Source organism: Ornithinibacillus californiensis (assembly GCF_001038485.1).
GTDB lineage: Bacteria > Bacillota > Bacilli > Bacillales > Amphibacillaceae > Ornithinibacillus > Ornithinibacillus californiensis.
Window position 1 is genome coordinate 89,777 of sequence record NZ_LDUE01000050.1, and the last position, 22,544, is coordinate 112,320.

23 protein-coding genes and 1 riboswitch are annotated in these 22,544 nt (G+C 36.0%); of the genes, 5 read left to right on the forward strand and 18 right to left on the reverse strand.

Annotated elements, in window-relative coordinates; translation table 11 throughout:
* Nucleotides 1–44: 44 nt before the first annotated feature.
* The gene (gene citZ, locus TE34_RS12075; protein ID WP_047985072.1) at nucleotides 45–1,160 is read right to left on the reverse strand and encodes a citrate synthase; all 1,116 of its coding nucleotides are present in this window, start codon (nucleotides 1,158–1,160) and stop codon (nucleotides 45–47) included.
* A gap of 318 nt (nucleotides 1,161–1,478) precedes the next feature.
* On the opposite strand from citZ, the gene ytvI reads away from it, so the two are divergent.
* Nucleotides 1,479–2,585, forward strand: a complete 1,107-nt coding sequence (ytvI, locus tag TE34_RS12080; protein WP_053075069.1) for a sporulation integral membrane protein YtvI — start codon at nucleotides 1,479–1,481, stop codon at nucleotides 2,583–2,585.
* Here the strand turns inward: ytvI and TE34_RS12085 are convergent, their stop codons facing one another.
* From TE34_RS12085 to dnaE, 8 genes are all read right to left on the reverse strand, one after another.
* On the reverse strand, nucleotides 2,586–2,978 hold the full coding sequence (locus TE34_RS12085) for an FxsA family protein (RefSeq protein ID WP_047985073.1): 393 nt from the start codon (nucleotides 2,976–2,978) through the stop codon (nucleotides 2,586–2,588). It abuts the gene before it with no gap.
* 64 nt (nucleotides 2,979–3,042) lie between these two features.
* Entirely contained in the window at nucleotides 3,043–4,803 is a 1,761-nt protein-coding gene (pyk, locus tag TE34_RS12090) for a pyruvate kinase (protein ID WP_047985074.1), read from the reverse strand.
* A gap of 20 nt (nucleotides 4,804–4,823) precedes the next feature.
* On the reverse strand, nucleotides 4,824–5,783 hold the full coding sequence (gene pfkA, locus TE34_RS12095) for a 6-phosphofructokinase (RefSeq protein WP_047985075.1): 960 nt from the start codon (nucleotides 5,781–5,783) through the stop codon (nucleotides 4,824–4,826).
* 309 nt (nucleotides 5,784–6,092) lie between these two features.
* On the reverse strand, nucleotides 6,093–7,049 hold the full coding sequence (gene accA, locus TE34_RS12100; protein WP_047985076.1) for an acetyl-CoA carboxylase carboxyl transferase subunit alpha: 957 nt from the start codon (nucleotides 7,047–7,049) through the stop codon (nucleotides 6,093–6,095).
* Entirely contained in the window at nucleotides 7,046–7,906 is an 861-nt protein-coding gene (accD, locus tag TE34_RS12105) for an acetyl-CoA carboxylase, carboxyltransferase subunit beta (protein ID WP_047985077.1), read from the reverse strand. The genes accA and accD overlap by 4 nt, the downstream gene beginning before the upstream one ends.
* Before the next feature lie 149 nt (nucleotides 7,907–8,055).
* Entirely contained in the window at nucleotides 8,056–8,670 is a 615-nt protein-coding gene (locus TE34_RS12110) for a FadR/GntR family transcriptional regulator (RefSeq protein WP_047985153.1), read from the reverse strand.
* Nucleotides 8,671–8,728: 58 nt separating this feature from the next.
* Complete coding sequence (locus TE34_RS12115) at nucleotides 8,729–9,958, reverse strand: NAD(P)-dependent malic enzyme (RefSeq protein ID WP_084710703.1); 1,230 nt, start codon at nucleotides 9,956–9,958, stop codon at nucleotides 8,729–8,731.
* Nucleotides 9,959–10,051: 93 nt separating this feature from the next.
* Nucleotides 10,052–13,408, reverse strand: coding sequence for a DNA polymerase III subunit alpha (gene dnaE, locus TE34_RS12120; RefSeq protein WP_047985079.1), 3,357 nt, complete (start codon nucleotides 13,406–13,408; stop codon nucleotides 10,052–10,054).
* A 131-nt stretch (nucleotides 13,409–13,539) separates the two neighbouring features.
* On the opposite strand from dnaE, the gene TE34_RS12125 reads away from it, so the two are divergent.
* From TE34_RS12125 to TE34_RS12135, 3 genes are all read left to right on the forward strand, one after another.
* Nucleotides 13,540–13,872, forward strand: a complete 333-nt coding sequence (locus TE34_RS12125; RefSeq protein WP_047985080.1) for a YtrH family sporulation protein — start codon at nucleotides 13,540–13,542, stop codon at nucleotides 13,870–13,872.
* Entirely contained in the window at nucleotides 13,872–14,381 is a 510-nt protein-coding gene (gene ytrI, locus TE34_RS12130) for a sporulation membrane protein YtrI (RefSeq protein WP_047985081.1), read from the forward strand. Before TE34_RS12125 ends, ytrI begins: the two co-directional genes overlap by 1 nt.
* Before the next feature lie 265 nt (nucleotides 14,382–14,646).
* Nucleotides 14,647–14,844 carry a hypothetical protein gene (locus TE34_RS12135; protein WP_047985082.1) on the forward strand — a complete coding sequence of 66 codons (198 nt, stop codon included), beginning with the start codon at nucleotides 14,647–14,649 and terminating at the stop codon, nucleotides 14,842–14,844.
* 58 nt (nucleotides 14,845–14,902) lie between these two features.
* Here TE34_RS12135 and TE34_RS12140 read toward each other — a convergent pair whose 3' ends face one another.
* The gene (locus TE34_RS12140) at nucleotides 14,903–15,844 is read right to left on the reverse strand and encodes a DHH family phosphoesterase (RefSeq protein ID WP_047985083.1); all 942 of its coding nucleotides are present in this window, start codon (nucleotides 15,842–15,844) and stop codon (nucleotides 14,903–14,905) included.
* A gap of 111 nt (nucleotides 15,845–15,955) precedes the next feature.
* On the opposite strand from TE34_RS12140, the gene TE34_RS12145 reads away from it, so the two are divergent.
* Nucleotides 15,956–16,252 (forward strand): YtpI family protein, encoded by a 297-nt coding sequence (locus TE34_RS12145; protein WP_047985084.1) that lies wholly within the window; start codon nucleotides 15,956–15,958, stop codon nucleotides 16,250–16,252.
* 20 nt (nucleotides 16,253–16,272) lie between these two features.
* Here TE34_RS12145 and TE34_RS12150 read toward each other — a convergent pair whose 3' ends face one another.
* The 8 genes from TE34_RS12150 to TE34_RS12185 form a co-directional block, all read right to left on the reverse strand.
* Nucleotides 16,273–17,580, reverse strand: coding sequence for a DRTGG domain-containing protein (locus TE34_RS12150; RefSeq protein ID WP_047985085.1), 1,308 nt, complete (start codon nucleotides 17,578–17,580; stop codon nucleotides 16,273–16,275).
* Between the two features lie 77 nt (nucleotides 17,581–17,657).
* The gene (locus TE34_RS12155; protein WP_047985086.1) at nucleotides 17,658–17,882 is read right to left on the reverse strand and encodes a hypothetical protein; all 225 of its coding nucleotides are present in this window, start codon (nucleotides 17,880–17,882) and stop codon (nucleotides 17,658–17,660) included.
* A gap of 118 nt (nucleotides 17,883–18,000) precedes the next feature.
* Nucleotides 18,001–18,525: a type 4a pilus biogenesis protein PilO gene (gene pilO / locus TE34_RS12160; RefSeq protein WP_047985087.1), complete on the reverse strand. Its 525-nt coding sequence runs from the start codon at nucleotides 18,523–18,525 to the stop codon at nucleotides 18,001–18,003.
* Nucleotides 18,518–19,060: a hypothetical protein gene (locus TE34_RS12165; RefSeq protein ID WP_047985088.1), complete on the reverse strand. Its 543-nt coding sequence runs from the start codon at nucleotides 19,058–19,060 to the stop codon at nucleotides 18,518–18,520. The genes pilO and TE34_RS12165 overlap by 8 nt, the downstream gene beginning before the upstream one ends.
* Nucleotides 19,057–19,992 (reverse strand): type IV pilus biogenesis protein PilM, encoded by a 936-nt coding sequence (pilM, locus tag TE34_RS12170; protein WP_047985089.1) that lies wholly within the window; start codon nucleotides 19,990–19,992, stop codon nucleotides 19,057–19,059. The genes TE34_RS12165 and pilM overlap by 4 nt, the downstream gene beginning before the upstream one ends.
* A 12-nt stretch (nucleotides 19,993–20,004) precedes the next feature.
* Nucleotides 20,005–20,751, reverse strand: coding sequence for a prepilin peptidase (locus tag TE34_RS12175; protein WP_047985090.1), 747 nt, complete (start codon nucleotides 20,749–20,751; stop codon nucleotides 20,005–20,007).
* Nucleotides 20,752–20,818: 67 nt separating this feature from the next.
* Nucleotides 20,819–21,187, reverse strand: a complete 369-nt coding sequence (locus TE34_RS20755; RefSeq protein WP_084710699.1) for a competence type IV pilus major pilin ComGC — start codon at nucleotides 21,185–21,187, stop codon at nucleotides 20,819–20,821.
* Nucleotides 21,188–21,218: 31 nt separating this feature from the next.
* Nucleotides 21,219–21,302, reverse strand: a riboswitch (cyclic di-GMP riboswitch).
* 45 nt (nucleotides 21,303–21,347) lie between these two features.
* Nucleotides 21,348–22,544: a type II secretion system F family protein gene (locus tag TE34_RS12185; protein WP_047985091.1), complete on the reverse strand. Its 1,197-nt coding sequence runs from the start codon at nucleotides 22,542–22,544 to the stop codon at nucleotides 21,348–21,350.

The following is a 22,544-nucleotide window of genomic DNA, read 5'->3' on the forward strand; positions in this document are numbered from 1 at the left end:
GTAACCGGCTATTAGAACTAACATTAATTGTTTAATAATCTCTTCTAGCGATTTTCAATTGATACATATGCCTGCGTATTTGGTCCAACATATTCAGCACGCGGACGGATTAAACGATTATTAGAATATTGCTCTAAAATGTGCGCAATCCAACCTGATACACGGCTCATAGCAAAAATTGGAGTAAATAGATCATGATCAATTCCTAAGCTATGATATACAGAGGCAGAATAGAAATCCACGTTTGCTGGTAGCCCTTTTTCTTGTTTAATATAATCTTCTATTTGAACTGACATGTTGTACCATTTTTCTTGACCAGTTAAGGCAGTTAACTCTTTAGACATCTTCTTCAGATGTTTTGCTCTTGGGTCTCCACTACGATATACACGATGTCCCATACCCATAATTTTTTCTTTGTTAGCTAGTTTTTCCTTTACAAATGGAAGAGCATTTTCTTCTGATCCGATTTCAGACAACATCTTCATTACAGCTTCATTTGCTCCACCATGTAGAGGTCCTTTTAGAGCTCCGATTGCAGCAGTAATACCAGAATAAATATCGGATAATGTTGCAACACAAACTCTAGCAGTGAAAGTAGATGCATTTAATTCATGATCGGCATGTAAAACTAACGCCTTGTTTATAGCTTCCACTTCAATATCATTTGGCTTTTCACCATTTAACATATATAAAAAGTTTTCCGCATAACTTACATCTTTTAATGGTTTAACAGGTTCTAGCCCTTGTCTAATACGAGAAAATGCTGCAACAATTGTAGCAATTCTAGCTTGTAGACGAATTGCTTTACGTCTGTTCGCCTGTTCTTCCATTACATCTGACTCGTCATCATACAAACCTAATAGAGAAATTGAAGTTCTTAATACTGCCATCGGATGTACTTTAGATACATCAAAAGAACGTAATTGTTCAATTACCGCTTCAGGAACTTCCATATTATTAGCAAGTTCTTGTTTAAAGGTTTCTAATTCAGCTGTTGTTGGTAATTTAAGATTCCATAGTAAATAAACTACTTCTTCGAAACTTGAATTCTCTGCTAAATCATCAATTCTATAACCTACATAAGTTAGTTGGTCATCAATGATAGAACTAATTGATGATTGTGTTGCTACTACCCCTTCAAGACCCTTCGTTGCTGTCATAGATAAAACCCTCTCCTTTTTCTATATTGTTCTAACATTAAGCTTATTATAATGTTAAATTATTTCGACAATTCCCTAGTAATTTAATCGGATATTGTCATCCCCAAAATTAATTATAAAGTATTTTGCCATTAATGTGAAATGAAACCGTTTAAATATCTGAAATAATCTTCCATAAAACTTGTTGCAAGTTTCTTTGGTGTTAACTGAAACAAGCCGTTTACTAACCTCAAGCTATTTTAACCGCAACTATTAATATTCCATCATTTACTAACATATAGTGATTTTATAGAGATGCTAATAAATGGGGTCGTTAAAGTGTACAAGCAGTTGTTTGATCCAATGATTAGAGGACTTTTTCTTTGTATTATTACAGTCTTAGTTCTTATTTTCTTAAAATTTACCATTGGGTATATGTATCCATTTTTGATAGCTTTTATGTTGGCTGCTTTAATTAATCCTTCTGTCACGTACCTAGAAAACCAATGGAAGATCCCCAGGAGCCTTGCTACATTAACTGTGATTACTTCCATCTTTATATTACTGATCGGTTTGTTATTTCTACTCGTAAATGAAATTATCCGTGGAACAACCTATCTGATGGAAAAGTTCCCTAATTATTTCCACTCATTTATGCAGTTGATGGAAGAAATTATCAATCAACATATTCTTCCGCTCTATCAGTCTATTTTATCCTATTTCCGATCACTAGATTCTTCACATCAAACTACCATCCAAGAAAACGTAACGGAGTTTCTTGAAAACATTGCAAATACAGGGACAAATATGATTCAATCGCTTATCATGCAACTACCTGAATTCGTTGGAATCTTTCCAAATTCCTTAACGATTACTATTTTTATTTTATTAGCCACGTTCATGATGGTAAATGACTGGCACAATATAACTAAAAAGCTAAAAGAATTACTTCCAAATAACATGCTTACCTTTATTTCCGATTTGCATACTGGAATAAAAAAGGCTTTTTCAGGTTATTTACGAGCTCAGCTTATCTTGATCATTATATCTGCAGTCATTATTTTTATTGGGCTAGCAATAATTGGAGTAGAGCACGCTCTAACTATTGCAGGAATTGCAGCACTCGTTGATTTACTTCCTGTTATTGGAACAGGTATTATTTTTGTTCCATGGATTCTCTATACATTCTTAACTGGAGATTATTCCATGACGATTGGACTAAGTATTTTGTATATGACCGTAATCATAGTCCGTCAAATGATTGAACCAAAAATAATTTCAGCTAGTATTGGAATTAATCCATTAGTTAGTTTAATCATCTTATTTGTAACCATCCAATTATGGGGAATCGCTGGTGTCTTGTTAGCGCCAATTATCTTAATCTCTATCTATGTAATCTTCCAGTCCGGAATATTTATGAAAATGATCCAATTTGTCAAAGGATAATTACCATTTCCTGCGAATAACAATGGTATTGTTGTCCAATAACTTTTTCAATAAGCTAGTCAAAATTCCTTTAACAAACTTTCTCGACTGTGGTAGAACGAGGATAAACCCAGTTACATCCGTAATAAAACCAGGAGCAAATAAGAACACACCACCAATTAATATACAAATTCCATCTAGTATTTCTTGAGTTGGAACTTGGCCATGGTGCATAGATTGTTGAGCACGGTTCCAAGTTTCAACACCTTCTCTTTTGGCTAGGGTCACCCCAATAAAACCAGTTAGTACAATAATGGCAACAACCCACCAAGGTCCGATAAGACTCCCCGCCCATACAAATAAGCCAATTTCAGCAGCGGATAAAATAAGAAAAGCTAATAGTAACCATCTCATATACAATCCTCCCTGTTAAAATGATAGGAAAAAAGAAGGGACACGAATCCCTCCTTTAACTTTTTTAAAGCACTCCTGCATGGCCTCTATAGATATCACCTTTAGTACCATCTATTGTAATATCTTCGCCATCATGGATCTGTTCAAATGCGTTATCCACACCAACGATTACTGGTATGCCTAAGCTTAACCCAACGACAGCCGCGTGAGATGTAAGTCCACCTTCAAGGGTGACAATACCTGATGCCTTTTCAATGGCAGGCATCATATCACGATCGGTACCGTACGTTACGATAATATCACCATGGTTTACTTTATTGAGTGCTTCTTCTGAATTTTTCACAATAACCGCTTTTCCGTATGCACTTCTCTTTCCAATTCCTTGTCCTCTTGCAATCACATCACCGATAATGTGTATTTTCATTAAGTTAGTTGTCCCTGCTTCACCAACTGGTACACCTGCTGTAATTACTACTCGGTCACCATGATTCAAAAGATTTGCCTGAAGGCCAAGGTCAATTGCTACATCTAGCATTTCATCAGTAGAGCTTGCTTTAGCGCCAGTAATAGCATGTACACCCCAAACTAAAGAAAGTTGGCGATTGATACGCTCATTGTATGTTACCGCGATGATTGGAGCCTTTGGTCTATATTTAGATATCATCCGCGCAGTATGTCCACTCTCTGTCGGTGTAATAATTGCATTAGCAGTTAAATTCATAGCAGTGTGCGTAACAGATTGACTTATTGCATCGGTAATTGTCATATCTACTGATTCACTACGATTTTTTAGTATAGATTGATGATCTAGAGCCGTTTCTGTTTTTACTGCAATATTATTCATAGTCTTCACTGATTCCACAGGATAACTTCCTGCAGCTGTTTCTCCGGATAGCATGATTGCATCTGTGCCATCAAAAATCGCATTCGCTACATCAGATGCCTCTGCTCTTGTAGGTCGTGGATTTCTTTGCATGGAATCCAGCATTTGGGTTGCAGTAATAACAGGTTTACCAGCTGTGTTACATTTACGAATTAATTGTTTTTGAACAAGTGGAACATCTTCTGCAGGGATTTCAACACCTAAGTCTCCACGTGCAACCATTAGCCCATCACTTACTTCAAGAATACTATCAATATTATCTACACCCTCCTGATTTTCAATCTTTGGAATGATGTGTATATGATTTGCATTATGATTCTCTAATAGTTCTCTAATTTCCAATATATCAGATGGTCTACGAACGAAAGATGCAGCGATGAAATCAATACCTTGTTCTATACCAAATTCGATATCTTTTGCATCTTTATCAGTAATACCCGGTAAGTTAACTGCTACGTTAGGAACGTTAACTCCCTTTTTATTCTTTATTAGACCAGAGTTTAGAGCTACAGTTTTCAATTCTTTCTTTTCTTGATCAATATCAATTACCTCTAATTCAATAAGTCCATCGTCTAATAGGATTTTAGATCCAACATGGACATCATCGATTAAGCCTGGATATGTAATAGAAAAGCGTTCTGCAGTTCCTTCTACCTCATTCATCGAAATATATACCGTATTCCCTTGAATAAGATCTGCTTGTCCTTCTTTGAAATTACCTGTTCGTATTTCTGGTCCTTTTGTATCTAGTAATATTGCTACCGTTTTCCCTGTTTTTTCTGCAGCTTCTCGAATATTTTTAATTCGTGCGCCATGTTCCTCAAAATCCCCATGGGAAAAGTTTAAGCGAGCTACATTCATTCCAGCCTCAATTAAATCGATTAATGTTTCTACGGATTCAGATGCTGGTCCGATTGTACATACAATTTTTGTTCTTCTCATTATAAAAAGCCTCCTATAAATTAAATCGATAATTCCTTAGATAACTTATACATGTCTTCATCAATAGAATGTTTTTGCGTCAAAATATCATTAATGTCATGATCTACTAGTTGGTTTTTTTGTATACCGACCATTCTTCCTTCTTTTCCTTCCAACAATAACTCTACAGCCTGTGCGCCTAAACGACTAGCTAAAACACGGTCATTAGCTGTTGGAGAGCCTCCACGTTGTATGTGACCAAGAACAGTAACACGTGTTTCCAGGTTAGTAGCTGCTTTTATTTGGTCACTATAATCAAATGCACTACCGACACCTTCTGCTAAAATAATGATACTGTGTCTTTTACCTCGTTCCACACCACGTCTTAAACGTGCAATAACCTCATCCAAGTCATCTTTCTTCTCTGGAATTAGTATACTTTCTGCTCCGTCTGCAAGGCCGGCCCATAAAGCTAGGTCTCCAGCGTCTCTTCCCATTACTTCCACTATATAGGTACGTTCATGTGATGTTGCTGTATCACGTATTTTGTCAATCGCCTCAATAATCGTATTAAGCGCTGTATCGAAACCAATTGTGAAGTCTGTTCCTGAAATATCATTATCAATTGTACCTGGTACTCCAATACATGGGAATCCCTTTTCAGTTAACTTCTGAGCACCACGAAAACTACCATCACCACCAATTACGATCAAACCTTCAATTCCAAATTTATTTAATTGTTCAATACCTTTTTGTCTTCCTTCTTCAGTTTTGAATTCTTCACTTCTTGCAGTATAAAGCATCGTTCCACCACGCTGAATGATGTCACCAACAGAACCTACATCCATTTTAAAAATATTACCTTCAATTAACCCTTGATAGCCATTGTTAATTCCATATATTTCAACATTATGGTAAATACATTTTCGAACAACCGCGCGGATTGCTGCATTCATTCCTGGTGCATCTCCACCACTAGTTAATACTCCGATTCTCTTCAATTAGTTTCACCTCTAAAATATAATATTTCCTCTTTTAGTATGTACTTGATGAATTGATTTACTACAATTATGCTAGTCTCTAACATGAAGTTTAAACTAGATAATATGTTTGCCTCCATTTACAAGATAAGGCTAAAATCCTAAAATATCAATCAAAAACATCGATATTTGGAAGTAATTTATAATATGTCTTACTTAATCAATTCTTTTGGTTAATAAGTAAAACACTTTAAAAATAGGTTATACTATTTCTCAATAAAAAAAAGCGTCTCAAGGTGGGGAAATAACCCCAACTTGAGACATCCTTTTCTAATGTTCCTTGTAATCTCCAATTTGTTTATATTTTTCCCATCTTTTCTCTAATAATTCATCTACTGACAATTTGTTAAGTTCAACAAGAGATTTTTCAATCACTTTGTCAATGTTTTCTGCTTGTTGTTTAATATTTCGATGTGCTCCACCTTTAGGTTCAGCGATGATTTCATCAATTATACCTAATTCAAATAAATCAGGAGCTGTAATCTTCATCGATTCTGCAGCCTTTTGGGCAAGTCCTGAATCCTTCCATAATAATGCAGCTGCACCTTCTGGAGAGATTACAGAATAAGTAGAGTTCTCGAGCATAAAAATAAGATCACCAACACCTAAAGCTAATGCTCCACCACTACCGCCTTCCCCAATTACAATACAAACAATTGGTACCTTAAGACCTGCCATTTCCATTAAATTTCTAGCAATAGCTTCACTCTGACCTCGTTCTTCAGACTCCTTACCAGGGTCTGCTCCCTTTGTATCGATAAAACAAATGATAGGGCGATTAAATTTATCAGCCTGTTTCATATGTCGTAATGCCTTTCTATACCCTTCAGGATGTGGCATTCCAAAGTTCCGTCTAATATTTTCCTTCGTATTTTTACCACGTTGGTGTCCAATAACGGTTACAGGAACACCCTTATAGTAGGCTATTCCGGAGACAATTGCTTCATCATCCCCAAAGTTACGATCACCATGGAATTCAAGAAAATCTGTGAATAGTTCAGCAATATAATCTAATGTTGTTGGTCTTTCCTGATGTCTAGCCATTTGGACACGTTGCCAAGGCTTAAGGTTTCCATATATATCATCTTCTAAATCTGCTAAGCGTTTTTCCAAGGTAGTAATTTCTTCTGATAAATCAATATCACTTTCCCCAGTAAACTTCTTTAGCTCTGCAATTTTTTCCTTTAAATTAACAATTGGCTTCTCAAATTCTAGTATTTGCTTCATTCAGGATTCCCACCCTTCTGATGCATCTTCAGTAGTGTTCCTAAAACATTCTTTAGATCATGACGATGGATAACTTGATCTAATTGCCCATGCTTAAACAAGAATTCTGCTGTTTGAAAATCATCAGGTAGTTTTTCACGTGTAGTTTGTTCAATGATACGTCTACCCGCGAAACCAATTAATGCACCTGGTTCTGCAAAATTGTAATCCCCAAGTGAAGCAAAGCTAGCAGAAACTCCACCAGTCGTAGGATGTGTCATTACCGAAATCATTAAACCACCGGCATCAGAAAATCTTTTAATAGCCACTGATGTTTTAGACATCTGCATTAGACTAAGAACCCCTTCTTGCATTCTAGCACCACCAGATGCCGTAAAAATAATGAAAGGTAACGATTCCTTTCTAGCATTCTCAACCGCTCTAGCAATCTTTTCACCCATAACAGAACCCATACTTCCCATACGAAATCTAGAATCCATTACGGCAAATGCAGTTTCTTGTCCATTTAAAAAACCTTTACCAGATACTACTCCTTCATTTAATCCTGTTTTCTTACGGTCATTCTCCATTTTTTCTTCATATCCAGGAAAATCAAGTGGATTGGATGTAATCATTCCTTTATCCCACTCTACAAATGTATCCTTATCAAATAAACTATCAATTCGTTCCCAAGCATTTAACTGATGGTGATGTCCACAGTTAGGACAAACATTTAAATTGTTATTCATTTCCTTACGGTAGAAAATTTTATAACAATTATCACATTTTTTCATTAACCCCTCAGGAATATCTACTTTGGATTGCTCGCTAGGAATAGAAGCATATTTCTTCTTCTTATTAAAAAGGTCTTTGAGCAAAGTAAGTCCCCCTTATCATAAACCCATTCCCAAAGTTAACAGGTATTATTCAGTAATTTTCAGTCCTGATTATATTACTATACAGCAAGTCTACCCAAAAAAGGTGTCGTTAATAGTCGAAGAAAAAGAAAAATATAAAAAAACTATAATTACATGGAATCGTATGTTTTCTCTTCGATAAATAGACTTTCTAATGCTAGGTAGTTTCTTGTTTTATAGGATTCAACCAGACTAGTATAAAAGCCTTTCGAATAGCTCTTGGTAAAGCTCTTTGTATATTCATCAATTAAACCCCAAATACGCATCAATAATAGATTATCCGTTAATTCTAGTACGTAACTAAAGAAGGAATAATGCTGTTCCTTCAAACTCATAGCATTATTATCTAAAATTTTTTGTAACTCTAATACCTTCTCTTCGTCTATTTTTAAATATACAAGCTTAGCAGCTTCCTTCTCTAAGAGTGCCTTCACTACTAATAGCTCTTCCTTTGTTGTTTCTTTCAGAATAAATGAGGACAATATCTCAACGGTTTGGTATGGTCGATATTTACTCAAAAAAGTCCCTTCACCACGTCTTGTCTCTATTACCCCTATTAATTCCATCGCTCGTAATGCTTCCCTTATAGAAGATCTCCCCGCATTAAGCTTGTCCGATAATTCTCTTTCAGATGGAAGTTTATCACCTGGCTTCAAATCGTTTGTTTCGATATAATTACGAATTTCTTCCAGAACACCTTGATATACTTTTTGTTTTGGTGACATGGACACCCATGTTCTCTCCTTTTTTACAACCATTCCCTCAAACCCAAGGGAAGTAACATTAGATTTTTGCTAATCGACGTGTTTTTTCGGCAATTGCTTCTGGATCAACTTGAATTCGTGCTACACCAGACTCCATTGCTGCTTTAGCAACTTCAGACGCAACCAATGGTGCAACTCTAGTATCAAAAGGAGCAGGAATAACATAATCTTCTTTTAATTCCTCTTTTGAAATTAACGAGGCGATTGCTTCAGCCGCTGCAACTTTCATTTTCTCATTAATACGAGTAGCTCGAACATCTAAAGCCCCACGGAATATCCCTGGGAATGCCAGTACATTGTTAACTTGATTTGGAAAGTCAGAGCGCCCTGTCCCAATTACTTTTGCTCCAGCTGCTTTAGCATCATCAGGTAAAATTTCTGGATCAGGATTAGCCATAGCAAAAATAATGGGATCTGAGTTCATTTTCCTAACCATCTCCTGCGTTAATGCCCCACCGACAGAAACCCCAATAAATACATCGGCCCCTTCAATCATTTCATCTAGAGATCCTTCTTTTTTATCAAGGTTTGTAATCTGTGCAATGGAATCTTTAACATCATTCATTCCATACGTACGCCCTTCGAAAATAGCACCTCGAGAATCACACATAATCATGTCGCGAACGCCAAAATGGTATAACAGTTTAACGATAGCAATCCCCGCTGCACCAGCACCATTTGCAACTATCTTTATTTCAGAGAAAGATTTCCCGACTAATCGTAATGCATTGATTAACCCTGCGACTGTAACAATCGCGGTACCATGCTGATCATCATGGAAAATTGGTATATTTGTTTCCTTCCGTAGTCTTTCTTCAATAATAAAACAGTTCGGAGCTGCGATATCTTCTAAGTTAACACCACCGAAAGTAGGTTCCATTAACTTAACTGTGCGCACAATTTCATCTACATCATGAGTATCCAAACAAATTGGAAAAGAATCCACTCCAGCAAAGCTTTTAAACAATACAGCTTTCCCTTCCATAACAGGCAATGCTGCTTCAGGACCTATATTTCCTAGACCTAAAACGGCAGAACCGTCACTAACAACAGCAACCATATTACCTTTCATGGTGTAATCATATACAGCTTCTTTCCGGTCATGGATAACCTTACATGGCTCAGCAACTCCAGGCGAATAAGCTAGACTTAAATCCTTAGCATTAGTTACAGGAACTTTTGATACTGTTTCCAATTTTCCCTGATTCACTTTATGCATATGCAATGCTTCATCTCTTAAATTCACAATATTTTCGCTCCTTTTTGCTGATCCGTTCAAAGTGGTCTGACCACTTAACTATTACATTATATCAAAATGTAGTTCTCTGTAAAGTTTCGTATTTTACTGTTTCTCATAAACTACATTCGTCTTGCCAAAATAATCCTCCAAAGAACGCAATGTTTCCCGATTTATTTCTAAATAGTAATCCGTAGCTAACCGATATGTTTTCTGTTGTTCTGCATGATATACGATAACCGGGGTTGACCCTGGATGTAAGTGGGCTAGCTTTCGGATTACAGTTAATGCATCTTTACTAGTTTCTTCCGTTGTTTTGATAAACAATCTAGACTGTATAGATCGACCTAGTTCCCCTTCATCAAAAGGTTCAACTGATGAAAGCAACCATTGTTTCTTTCCATTTCTCGCCTCGACTTTACCTGTAATGAAAACCAGTTGTTCTTCTTCTAAATAGCGGCTAGACATGCGATACAGTTCAGGAAATACAACAGCGTCCATATCCTCCGTTTCATCACTCATGGTTACGAATGCCATTGGTTCTCCACGTTTCGTACGAATAGTCTTTATCCCTTGAATGATAGCAGCACTTTTTAATTGTTTTTTACCTTCTAATTCCATCGAATGATGAAGAGAGATATAACCTTGTCCTCTTAACGAATGACGGTATTGTAGCAGCGGATGGCTTGAAATATATATGCCCAATAATTCTTTTTCATCAGCAAGCTTTTTAATTTGGCTAAAATCTTCGATATCTACATAAGTTGGCTCAAGGTCTAATTGGTCTTGAAATAAATTAGGTTGATCGTTAAATTCCCTGAATAGATCCCCTGATTCAATAGCTTGGTCAATAGAAGCTAATAAACTTGCACGATTCGAGTATGTCTCATCGAAAGCTCCTGCTAATATCAGTGACTCAATTGTAGCTCGATTTACAATTTTTGGAGTAACTCGTAAGCAGAAGTCAAATAAATTTTTAAATGGCCCCTGTTTTCTCGCTGCAATTATTTCTTGTACAGCTTGATTACCGACTCCTTTAATGGATTGTAGTCCCATTCGAATACAACCCTTTTCGGCTGTAAATCGACCAAAGCTCTTATTTATAGAAGGTACACCAATGGTTATATTCAGTTCCTTCATTTCCTTAATATAGGAATGAATTTTGTCATGCTGATTTCCTATGGACGTAAGAAGTTCTGCATAGAAATGTTTTGGAAAATGCGCCTTCAGATAAGCTAGTTGATAGGATATTTTACTGTAAGCAACAGCATGACTTTTCGGAAAACCATAGTTGGAGAACTTCACAATCCAGGCAAATATTTCTTCGCCAACCTTTTTATCATAACCATTTTTCAAACACCCTCGAAGAAATACTTCTCGTTGCTCATCCATAATATCTTGCTTCTTTTTACTAACTGCTCTTCGGAGTAAGTCAGCTTGTCCAAACGTAAACCCTGCAATATGATGTGCGATTTGCATAATCTGTTCTTGGTAAATCAACACGCCATACGTACTTTTCAAAATGGGTTCTAAATCTGGATGTGGGTAAGATGTCTTCTTAAGCCCATGCTTTCGTTCAATATAAGTTGGAATAAAGTCCATTGGACCTGGTCGATACAAAGCATTGACCGCTACTATATCGTCAAACGTGTTGGGCTTTAACTGCTCGAGCACTTGCTTCATACCGTCAGATTCTAATTGGAAGACTCCATTTGTTTTTCCACGTTTTAATAAATCAAAGGTTAGGTCATCATGCTCTGGAATATGTTCCAAGTCAAAATCAGGTGCATCTTTATAACAAATCGATTTCACAATTCGTTCAATCAGTGTTAAGTTTCTCAAGCCCAAAAAGTCAATTTTGAGTAAGCCAAGCGATTCTAGATCCGTCATCGGATATTGGGTTAGTGCCGTATTTGTCGCTCCAACAGTTAATGGCACATGTTCTACTAACGGTTGCTCACTAATAACAACCCCTGCAGCATGTGTGGAAACATGTCTAGGAATTCCCTCTAACACAGTTGCAATTTTAAACAATGCTTTTAAGCTCTCTGATTGCTGTACATAATTTGTTAACTCATGAGATCCCTTCAACATACTTACTAATGAACCTGATGATTGGCTTGGTATTTGTTTTAATACAAAGTATATATCTTGCTGATTGATGTCCATTGTTTTTCCAAGCTCACGTATTAACGACCTTGCAGCAAAGGTTCCAAATGTAATAATTTGTGCTACATGTTCTGGTCCATATTTATCACGAACATACGCAATTACCTCATCCCGACGTACGTCTGAAAAATCAATATCAATATCGGGCATGGTAATTCGCTCTGGATTCAAGAAGCGTTCAAATAATAAATGATACTTCATTGGATCTACGTTAGTGATTCCTAGTGAGTAGGCAACTAAAGAACCGGCAGAGGAACCACGGCCTGGCCCTACCACAATATGGTTTTCTTTTGCATACTTAATAAAATCCCAAACAATAAGGAAATAGTCGCTAAAATTCATTCTCTTAATGACGGATAATTCGTGATTTAGTCTCGCTTTTACCTGTTCTGTTATCGTTGTGTAGCGCTTTTCAAGGTTGCTCCAACAAATATTCTCCAAATAGTCATGGGCAGTCGTTCCCTCTGGTAACGGATAAGCCGGAATCATACGTGCATCGAAGTCAAATGAAACATTACATTTCTCCTGAATTTGTTTGGTTTCTGCTATGACTTCTGGCCAACTAAAAAATACTTGTCCCATCTCCACTGCCGAACGTAAATGTCGATTCGTTTTAGGCAGTGAAGTTTTGTTCATGGACCAATTTTTACCGTGCTTCATCGCCTGTAAACAGTCATATGCATAGACGTCCTGCTCCTGCAAATAACTTACATCATTTATTGCAACCACTTTCGTATGGAAACGATCTTGGTAGGCTTTTATCCCATGTTGGATATAATTATCTTGCTCGTTTCCGAAATTAGAAATCCCAAGATAAAAATCATCTCTGTTCACTGCATTCTTCCAAAACGAGAGATAGGCTTCGATATCCTCAAAAGCGGAGTTTTGGATTAGCTGAACTATTGTATTCGTATGTATAGGCATAATGACGATTATTTGATCGAGATATTCAGACAGACCTTTCTTACTTATTCCGTTTCGTTGGTTTTGTTGAATAGCAGTACTTAATCTAGTTAGATTTTTATATCCAAGGTTATCTTTTGCTAGTAATATAACTTCATCAGACGATTCCTCGTCTTCTTCATATACAGTCACCGTCATCCCAATAATTGGTTTAATCCCATGTTTCAAACAAGCTTTGTAAAAGGGAATGACTCCATGAAGTACATTTTCATCGGTAATACTTAGTGCATCAAATTGTAGCTGATGCGCTTGTTTGATTAATTTTTCAATTGTGATTGTACTATTAAAAAAACTGTATCCAGTCTTTACTTGTAAATGCGTAAATGACATACTATCCCGCCTCTACTTTCTCTAAATCTATTATAGCCAATCTAAATGCCTTCTGTATATCTACAAACATAACTTGTCCGTAATTATCATAGAATGTACAGAACTTAACTTTAATGTAAGGGGTATCCGATATGGAAGAACGCTTCTTTGCACAATTTATCCATTGCTTCTTTATTGCTTTAGGTGTTATTTTAGGCGGAGCCCTAATTGGTGGAATCGGCTCCTTTGCTACAGGGGAAGCCCCTCTTACTGCCATGTCACGAATCTCTCGCAAGCTAGGTATATGGGGTATCGTTGCCGCAATCGGTGGATCATTTGATACGATTGAAAATCTTCAAAAAGGATTTCTTGAAGGTCCTTCCATCGAGGTAGTAAAACAGTTGCTACTCCTTTTATCTGCCATGGGAGGAGCGAAAACTGCTATGTTAATCATTAGCTGGCTAATCCAGGAGGAGATCACCTAATGCATGTCCCACAGTACCATAAAAAACCAGGATGGCAACGTTTTTTAGTTGGTATCTTCTTCGGTGCACTTATTTCTTATTGGGTTGTATTATTTATGTATGGAGATATGTATGAAAGCTTATTAAAAGAATACAGTAAGGTTGAAAATAAACTACATGATGCAGAAAAAAGAATTTCCGTATTAGAAGAGGATAATGAGGACTTAAATAAAAAATCAAATCAGAAAATTACTATTGAGGAAATTGATTTAGAAATTCTTAATGCAAAGGATTTAAAAATTGATATATTACTTCAAGACCAGTTAGAACGTTTAGTAAAAGAAGAACTTGAAGATATTATTGGAATCGATATTCAAACCATAGCAGCAAGTGACTCACTAATTGTATCCTCCATTGAAAATAAAAATTTTAAGGTGGATGACTTTACTTATAGTTTTGAAATAAAAAGATTAGTCATTGCAACTACAGTTAAAATTGTGGTCCATGCCAATTTATCCGATTCCGTTTAAAAATGGAACCTTATCCTTTCCTTCATCATATCTTTTAAAGGGTAAGGTTTTTTTGGGCAGATAGAATCGTATTATCACAATCTTTCCCTCATCCATCAGAAACGAACACATTCGCAAAAAACGCGTGAATGCGAGTTTTCTTAATGAATTATGTGAACATTTCATGAAACAGGACTTATGGAGGTATGCATTTCAACACATTTCGAGTAAAATAAGAATAGAGATGAATATCCATTCATAAAATTGAGAAAGGAGAGGAATTCTCATGTTGATTATGAATGAAAGATTTGTTCGTGACCGGAAGATTAACCAGCTTAAAAACGGCCGAACAGCTTATGCAGAATCAAAAGAAGTCATTCGCTTAATTAAACGAGATATAGCAAGACTCGGACTTGATGTATCTTACGACGAAACACAATCTGGCTGCTGGTTTATACCAGTAACAAAAAGTAAAAGTAGTTAATGATGCTGATTTCAACTAAGAAATCAGCATCTTTTTTGTAGTTTTCTAGAAATTGTCATTAACGATTAAATTGTTTAATTGTCTCTTTTAGGTCTTGTACCACATGTTCCGCTTCATCCCAAGAATAGATAGAAGCACCTGAAGCTAATGGATGTCCACCACCACGATACTTTGCAGCGACTTCATTAATTACAGGGCCCTTTGAACGTAAACGGACACGAATTTGATCCTCTTCCTCGATGAAAAATACCCAAGCTAAGATCCCATCGATTTCACCTAACGTACCTACTAACTGTCCAGTTTCTAATGGACTAACATGAAATTGATTTAGTATATCCCTTGTTAATTTCACAACACTTAAGCCATCACTATCTAATGTGAAGTTCTGCAAGATATACCCTCGCATTCTAGCAATGTGGTCTTTCACATTATATATTCCATCGTATAATTGCGTCCGATCAAAATCATAGGTTACAAGTTCCGCAGCATATTGTAACGTTTTTTTCGTTGTACTTGGAAATAGAAACCTTCCAGTATCCCCAACAATTCCACCATAAAGTAATCTAGCAGTGGCCGCATTCATCGTTAGCCCTTCAGCAGTTACGAAAAACTCGTAAATCAACTCGCTAGTTGAACTAGCTGTGGTATCAACCCAGCTAATATCACCATACGGGTCTACATTAGGATGATGGTCAATCTTAATAATCTTTGCACCCAGTTGATACCTAGAATCATCAATCCTCCCCGTATTAGCAGTGTCACAAATGATGATTAAGGCATTTTCAAAAACGTCATCAGAAATCTGATCCATTTCAACCATGAAAGTTAACGATGGATCATCTTCTCCTACCACATAGACTTGTTTCATTGGATAAGATGCTTTAATCAGTTCACGTAAGCCAGCTTGTGAGCCTAATGCATCAGGGTCAGGTCGAACGTGTCGATGAATGATAATAGTATTAAATTCTTCAATGGCTTGTTGAATAGCTTGAATTGACATAGTGTTCTCCTTACTGTTCAAAATATTATCACATAATAACTAGCTTATTATCATGTTTAAATGCTACAATATGACATGTACTATTTTTATTGATTATTAGGAGTAGATTATATGGTTATTTTTCCAATTGTTATCGTCCTATCCATCGTTATGTACATATATTATAAGGTTGCTATATTAAAAACAAAAGATGGACTGACCCAACGATACTTTAATGCAAAAGCGAGAATTTGCCTAGGCTTATTCATTTTAGCCTTTGGTATTAATCAATATGTATTCTATCAAACAAGAATCTCGTTATTTATCGGAATCGTATTTATTATTCTTGGTGTCTTGCAATCGATTCGCGGCCTTAAAGAAACAAAGCATTACCGTAATGAATGGAACCGACTAAATCCAGCTGACTAGGTTAAACTAGTCAGCTATTTTTATCTATCCATTATTTGTGCCATTAATAATGCTTTCCCAACTAATTTCTTCTCAAGAAAGACTTCTACATCTATCTTAGCATAAATTCTTCCTGCCTCAATTATTTTCGGTTTGATTCTTAACGTGGAGTCAATAGGTACAGGTTTGATAAAGTAAACCGTTATATTCTCTACAACTAAGTCCCCTTTTTTCAATTGGAATAATAAGAGACTACTTGCTTCAGTCACTAAAGAAGTGAATACTCCCGGGGATAATGTCCCTAGTTGATTGGTCATTTGTGGGATAACTTTAGCCTGAAATATGGTGTTATCTTCCTCTAACGCTGCTACATTGTTCTTCACAATATCATCAATTGTTTCACCAATTTGTGGTTGGCGTTGTATTTGTTGTAGTGCCTTTAATACATCCTGTCTAGAAATTAACCCTTTCAGTGTTGAAGATTCATCGACAACCGGCACAACCTCGATACCTTCCCAAACCATCATATGAGCAACTGATGCTAGTGAAGTTTTTGATTGTACGACAATCGGATTTTTAGTCATTACCTTTTCAATTGGAAAGTCTCTTTCCTTTCCAATAATATCTTTAGAAGTTACCATGCCAATAACTCGGCTCTTACTATCTAAAACTGGAAACCTGGAATGTTGCGACTTATCATTAGCTGCATACCAATCCGCAACAGTATCACCTGTATGTAAAATTTGAGCTCGCTCTGCTGGTGTACAAATGTCCCCAACTAATACAATCTCTTTTTTTATCAGTTGATCGTAAATAGCACGATTAATCATTGCCGCAACAGTGAATGAATCATAGCTTGTTGAAATAATCGGAAGCTGCTTTTCGTCTGCTAATCGCTTAATATAATCCTCTGTATCGAAACCACCAGTTATTAATACAGCAGCCCCTTCATTCAGTGCTAATTCATGAGCCTCCACTCGGTTACCAACAATCAATAAAGAACCTTTCTCTGTATAGCGCATCATTGCATCTAGCTGCATGGCTCCTATAACAAATTTATTAAGTGTCTTATGAAGACCTTCCCGTCCACCAAGAACTTGTCCATCGACAATGTTGATTACCTCTGCAAAGGTTAGCCGTTCAAAGTTCTCTTTCTTTTTCCGTTCAATACGAATCGTACCTACCCGTTCAATGGTACTAACTAAACCGATATTTTCCGCTTCTTTAATTGCGCGATAAGCTGTTCCCTCGCTAACGTTAAGATCTTTTGCTATTTGTCTTACCGATATTTTACTCCCGACTGATAATGATATAATGTGCTGAATAATTTGTTCATGTTTTGTAGCCATTTGCCTCACCGACTTTCAACTGTACTAGTCATCTTTAGTAACTATATTATACAGATGAATCGCATTGGGCTCAATGTTTAAGCGTCTGTTTGTCTAAATTTCTCATATTCCTGTTCCATTACAGGTGGTTCAGACATTTTTAGCAAAGTTGCTAAGTTCGATCCAAACACTAATACAAAAAAAGCTAACCAAGCACCCCAGAACATTAATTCTAGTTGTGAGTTAGCTGCTGGAATTAATGGCCAGGCAAAATATAAAAAGAATGCCGCTAGTAATAACCGCAGAAAAGCGTAATGTCTCATAATTAATCTCCTCCTTTTTTAACTATATTTATGTATATCTCTTGATAAACAGAACATGCTTATCAGTTGATTCATTTTGTAATTGCATACAAAAAGACAACCAAATTTGGTTGCCTTATTAATTGTTCGTATAATAAGTTGTAAAATTAATTCTTGCAAAAACATCGGCTTCATTTTGACTTATTTCAATTGTGTCAACAGTAGCAAATCGTTCTCCATCTAACATCCCTGCTATAAAAACATTCACATTACGAAGATTATCAGCTCCAACTTCAACTAAATAAGAAGCCTGATTGAGTTGAGTTGTAGAAGATTCACTCGGTTCTATTGACTCAACATAATTAATCGTGACACTATTTCTACTAGCTAGTTTATTTAAACTAGCTAAAACCGAGTCTGTTTCTTTCGTGTCAGGAATTTGAGTTAGTAACTTAGTTTGTTCTTCATCATTATTCTCACTATGTTCTTGATCAGATATTCTATTTACGGCATTTTCATACATCGCAATTTCCTTTTCCACCTGGTCCAGTTCTGCTTTTTTAGGCTCAACAACTGTAAAAAACAAAGTAAGATAGAGTAACCCTGCTATAAGGAATATCCCAATAAAAATGAAGGTGAAAGCTTTCGGCCACTTATTATTCATTGGGATTCAGCTCCTTTTTAAGAACCTCTTCATCAAATAAAACGGTTAAAGTCGCTTGATAGCCAAGCTCTACTTTACTAACCCCAGTTAGTTGAACATCCTGGACATATTTCACATCTAATAGGCTGGAAACATAAGAGCTAACCGCTATTAGATGAGGAAACGTAACATCAACAATTAACTGAGTGGAATCACCATTCTCATAACTTTGCAGTTGATTAAGATTCGGTATTAATCCTATGATTTCTTCATACAAGTCAACCGTTGGTAAAGAGGATCGTTGTAAGTTTTCGACAGCTTGTTGAAGTTGTTGAAGTCGTTGTTGATCCGCAATTTCTACTTGATTTTCTGAAATAACTGCTTCTAGCTTTTCAACATAGGCACTTTTTTCATTTAACTCATGCGTTAACAAATAAGTCTGGTACCAGGTGACACCAATAGCTAAACTAATAAGGAGTATTGCCAAAAGGCTAAACATAAATGGAGCAATTTTTTTCTTCTCTTGTTTCTCTAGAAAATTAATTTCTACATTCATGTGTTGCTCCCCTTTTTCAGGTCATATGGTTTCAGAGCTAGACCAAGTACATCAATATATTTTAGTTCTTCTTCGTTGTCTGAGAAAGAAAAGATTTCAGCTGAAATTCTTTCCTTCAATGACTTTTGTACTTCAGATAAATAAGGAAAATCCCCAGATAAAAGAACCAAGTTTATATTTGCTTGACCGTTTGAAATGGAATATTGGTAAAAGTCAATTATACGATTGACTTCAATACTATATTCATTAATTATTCCTTCCACTTCACTTCTGCTTAAATCTAATTGTTGTTCGTTCAACGATTGTTTAATGTATCGAGTAAAAACTGCCTTATGATTATGGAAGGCTGTTAATATCAGTGCATCCAAATTCCACTGTATATGTAATACATGATCATTCTCTTTTCGGTATCGTTTGTAGTAATAGCGATACACTGACAGCGAAGTTAAATCAGCAACTACCGGTTTTAAACCTGCCTCTCGGAACACTTCCTCAAATGCCACTATTTTATCCTTGGGGTAGGCATATAAAAGTATATTACGTTGTTGATTTTCTTCATCTAAGAACTCAACAGAGATAGATGGATTGGCAAAAGGTAGAAAGAAGCTATTACCTAATTGATTCTTCAAATAACTAATTGCCTCTTCTTCAGTTAATGCTGCCGGAACCTGTAAGGGACGAATAACAACAGCGTCATCCGGTAAACAGAAGAATAAATCTTTCCGCTTCCACCTTTTTTTCCTTACTAACTTAGATAGTATAGTAACTAAGACCGACCTATTTATAATCGCTCCATCTTTAATGGTTTCATGCGGCAATTCTAACTCACCTTGGTCAACTAAACTATCGAGTGTAGCATGTTTATGATAGGAATAGCGTAATACTCTATTGGTAATAACAATATTTATCCTGCCTTTTCTCATTAGTCCCATGCTACCACCTTCTTAAATGTTTGTTAAATACCAACTCACGATGGAGTCACCGTAAAAATAAGCGATTAATGTACCAATCACAATATACGGTCCAAATGGTACTGGTTGTTTTCGGTCAATTCGCTTTAATAAAATCAATAGTATTCCAATTACCGCACCAATAACACAAGATAAAAAGAATGCTAGCAGTACTTGCTGTAAGCCCAACACTATACCAAGTACAGCAAACAACTTCATATCTCCAGCTCCCATCCCACCACGGCTAACTAGAATTATGATAGCTATGACGGCGAATCCAGTAATGGCACCAGTAATGGATGACCACCAAGGATTTAGTGGTTCTACAATTCGTAGTACTATAAAGAATGGTAAAAAGAAAATCAATACTTTATTTGGTATAAGCATATAGTTAATATCTGTAACAAATATTATTACTAGCATAGAAACTAATAATAATGAAATAATTAACTCCATACTAAATCCATATTGTATGTACGATATTGCAAATAAAGCTCCTGTTAACACTTCTACCAAAGGATACATTGGTGAAATTTTCACCTTACAATGACGACATTTACCACCTTGAAATATGTATGATAGTAGAGGAATCAGTTCGTACCACGTTAATTGGTGGTTACAATGCGGGCATTGTGATCGGTCATTGATGAATGGTTTGTTTTGTGGTAGTCGTAGACCTACTACGTTAAAGAATGAGCCGAAAATATTGCCTATAATTATAAAGATAATTTCAACGAACAATTACTTCACCTCGAGTTTCAATATATCCCATGTGTATCAAAAACAAACGCCCTTTAGGGGCGTTTGTTTAATGTGTAATATTACTAAGGTCTATATCTCCATTACTCTTTATATCAACATAACCACCATATACTTTTGTATCATCCCCTGGAACAGTTGGAACATCTTCAAGGTACCCTGCTGATTCCAAGGCAACAACTGAGTATTGTAATCCATTTATTGAGGTCTTACTATCTTCAAGACCGCTAACATGAGCCAACCTAGCAGCATTTTTAATCAGTTCCAAATTAGCTTCGTGAGCCTTGTCTTCTGAATCACCGATAACATTCCCAATCGCAGGAACTGCAATCGCCAAAATAATCCCCAAAATAACAATAACTGCTAGAAGCTCTACTAATGTAAAACCTTTTTGATTTTTGAACATACGTTTTAACATTTATTTCCCCACCTTTATAATTTTTAAAAAAATCATAGTTGGTCGGTTGCACTACTAGCTCCTAACTATCCAAGTGCCCATGTACAGATAGTTAATCATCGCTTCCTACATAAGTCCTATTAACATTATAATTTACATTGCGACATTAATCTACAATAAATTATATATTTTCAAACAAGGAGAACATCGGAATAACAACTGCTGCAATAATACTTCCAACGATTACCGTTAGTATGATAATCATTAATGGTTCTATTAAAGTTTTAATTCTAGTTGATAATTGCTCTACCTCTTCTTCATAGAAGTTGGCAGCTTTTAATAACATCTGATCAAGCGTACCAGTCTTTTCCCCAATTTGCACCATTTGAATCACAAGTGCTGGAAATGCCCAATGTTCTTTCATCGGAATGGTCATTGATTCTCCAATTTCAAGTGACTTCCTTACTTTTCTCAAGACTTCTTTTAATACCCGGTTTCCTACTACTTCTTCTGTTATCTCTACCGATTGCAAAATAGGAACAGAACTATTAACTAGCGTACTTAAAGTGGTCGTTAATCTAACAAGAGCACCTTTATGAACTAATACACCAAATAAGGGCATTTTCATTTTTATCTTATCCACCCTATAAGCAAATGACTCTTTTTTTAATAGTGAGCGATATAGTACATAGATGCCAGCTAGGAAGAGCAAGACTAACCACCAAAAAGCACCTGCGAAGTTACTTAAACTAAGTATAAATTGTGTAAATGGTGGTATTTCTTCCCCTAATGAGTTAAACATGCCTATGAACTGTGGAACAACAAATACTAGTAAAAAAATACTTAAAAATAAAGTAATAACACCAACAATACTCGGATACATCAACGCCGAAACAATACGCTGTTTATTTCGATATTCCTTTTCAAAGTAATCAGCCATTTCATTAAGGATTTCATCTAGTTTACCACTGGCTTCTCCGGCTATTATCATATTAACAAGTAGAGCAGGGAATATTTTAGGATGATTAGCAACAGCCTTTGATAAGGATTCCCCACGATCTAATTGTCTATCTATGTCTAATAAAGCGGCTTTAAGAATAGGGCTTTCTGTTTGCTTAGCCATCGTTTTTGTTGAATCTGAGATGGGTATACCGGCGTGTATAAGTGTTGCATACTGCCTTAAAAACATAACAAATTCTTTATTCTTTACTCTTTTTGTTAATACAATATCTTTATTCCATATTGGTGTTTCCTTAATTTCAATAACAAAGAGTCGATTTTTTTCTAGTTCTTGCAGGGCTAATTCTTTCGTTTCCGCTTCTATTTTTCCTTTAATTGCATCACCGGCTAAGTTTTTAGCGACATATTGATAATTCAA

Coding starts and splice junctions, on each gene's coding strand:
- citZ (WP_047985072.1), bottom strand. CDS start 1,160: ATGACAGCAACGAAGGGTCTTGAAGGGGTAGTAGCAACACAATCATCA.
- TE34_RS12085 (WP_047985073.1), bottom strand. CDS start 2,978: ATGAGATGGTTACTATTAGCTTTTCTTATTTTATCCGCTGCTGAAATT.
- pyk (WP_047985074.1), bottom strand. CDS start 4,803: ATGAGAAGAACAAAAATTGTATGTACAATCGGACCAGCATCTGAATCC.
- accA (WP_047985076.1), bottom strand. CDS start 7,049: ATGAAGCAAATACTAGAATTTGAGAAGCCAATTGTTAATTTAAAGGAA.
- TE34_RS12110 (WP_047985153.1), bottom strand. CDS start 8,670: ATGTCACCAAAACAAAAAGTATATCAAGGTGTTCTGGAAGAAATTCGT.
- dnaE (WP_047985079.1), bottom strand. CDS start 13,408: ATGTCATTTACGCATTTACAAGTAAAGACTGGATACAGTTTTTTTAAT.
- TE34_RS12125 (WP_047985080.1), top strand. CDS start 13,540: ATGGAAGAACGCTTCTTTGCACAATTTATCCATTGCTTCTTTATTGCT.
- ytrI (WP_047985081.1), top strand. CDS start 13,872: ATGCATGTCCCACAGTACCATAAAAAACCAGGATGGCAACGTTTTTTA.
- TE34_RS12135 (WP_047985082.1), top strand. CDS start 14,647: ATGTTGATTATGAATGAAAGATTTGTTCGTGACCGGAAGATTAACCAG.
- TE34_RS12140 (WP_047985083.1), bottom strand. CDS start 15,844: ATGTCAATTCAAGCTATTCAACAAGCCATTGAAGAATTTAATACTATT.
- TE34_RS12145 (WP_047985084.1), top strand. CDS start 15,956: ATGGTTATTTTTCCAATTGTTATCGTCCTATCCATCGTTATGTACATA.
- TE34_RS12150 (WP_047985085.1), bottom strand. CDS start 17,580: ATGGCTACAAAACATGAACAAATTATTCAGCACATTATATCATTATCA.
- TE34_RS12155 (WP_047985086.1), bottom strand. CDS start 17,882: ATGAGACATTACGCTTTTCTGCGGTTATTACTAGCGGCATTCTTTTTA.
- pilO (WP_047985087.1), bottom strand. CDS start 18,525: ATGAATAATAAGTGGCCGAAAGCTTTCACCTTCATTTTTATTGGGATA.
- TE34_RS12165 (WP_047985088.1), bottom strand. CDS start 19,060: ATGAATGTAGAAATTAATTTTCTAGAGAAACAAGAGAAGAAAAAAATT.
- pilM (WP_047985089.1), bottom strand. CDS start 19,992: ATGGGACTAATGAGAAAAGGCAGGATAAATATTGTTATTACCAATAGA.
- TE34_RS20755 (WP_084710699.1), bottom strand. CDS start 21,187: ATGTTAAAACGTATGTTCAAAAATCAAAAAGGTTTTACATTAGTAGAG.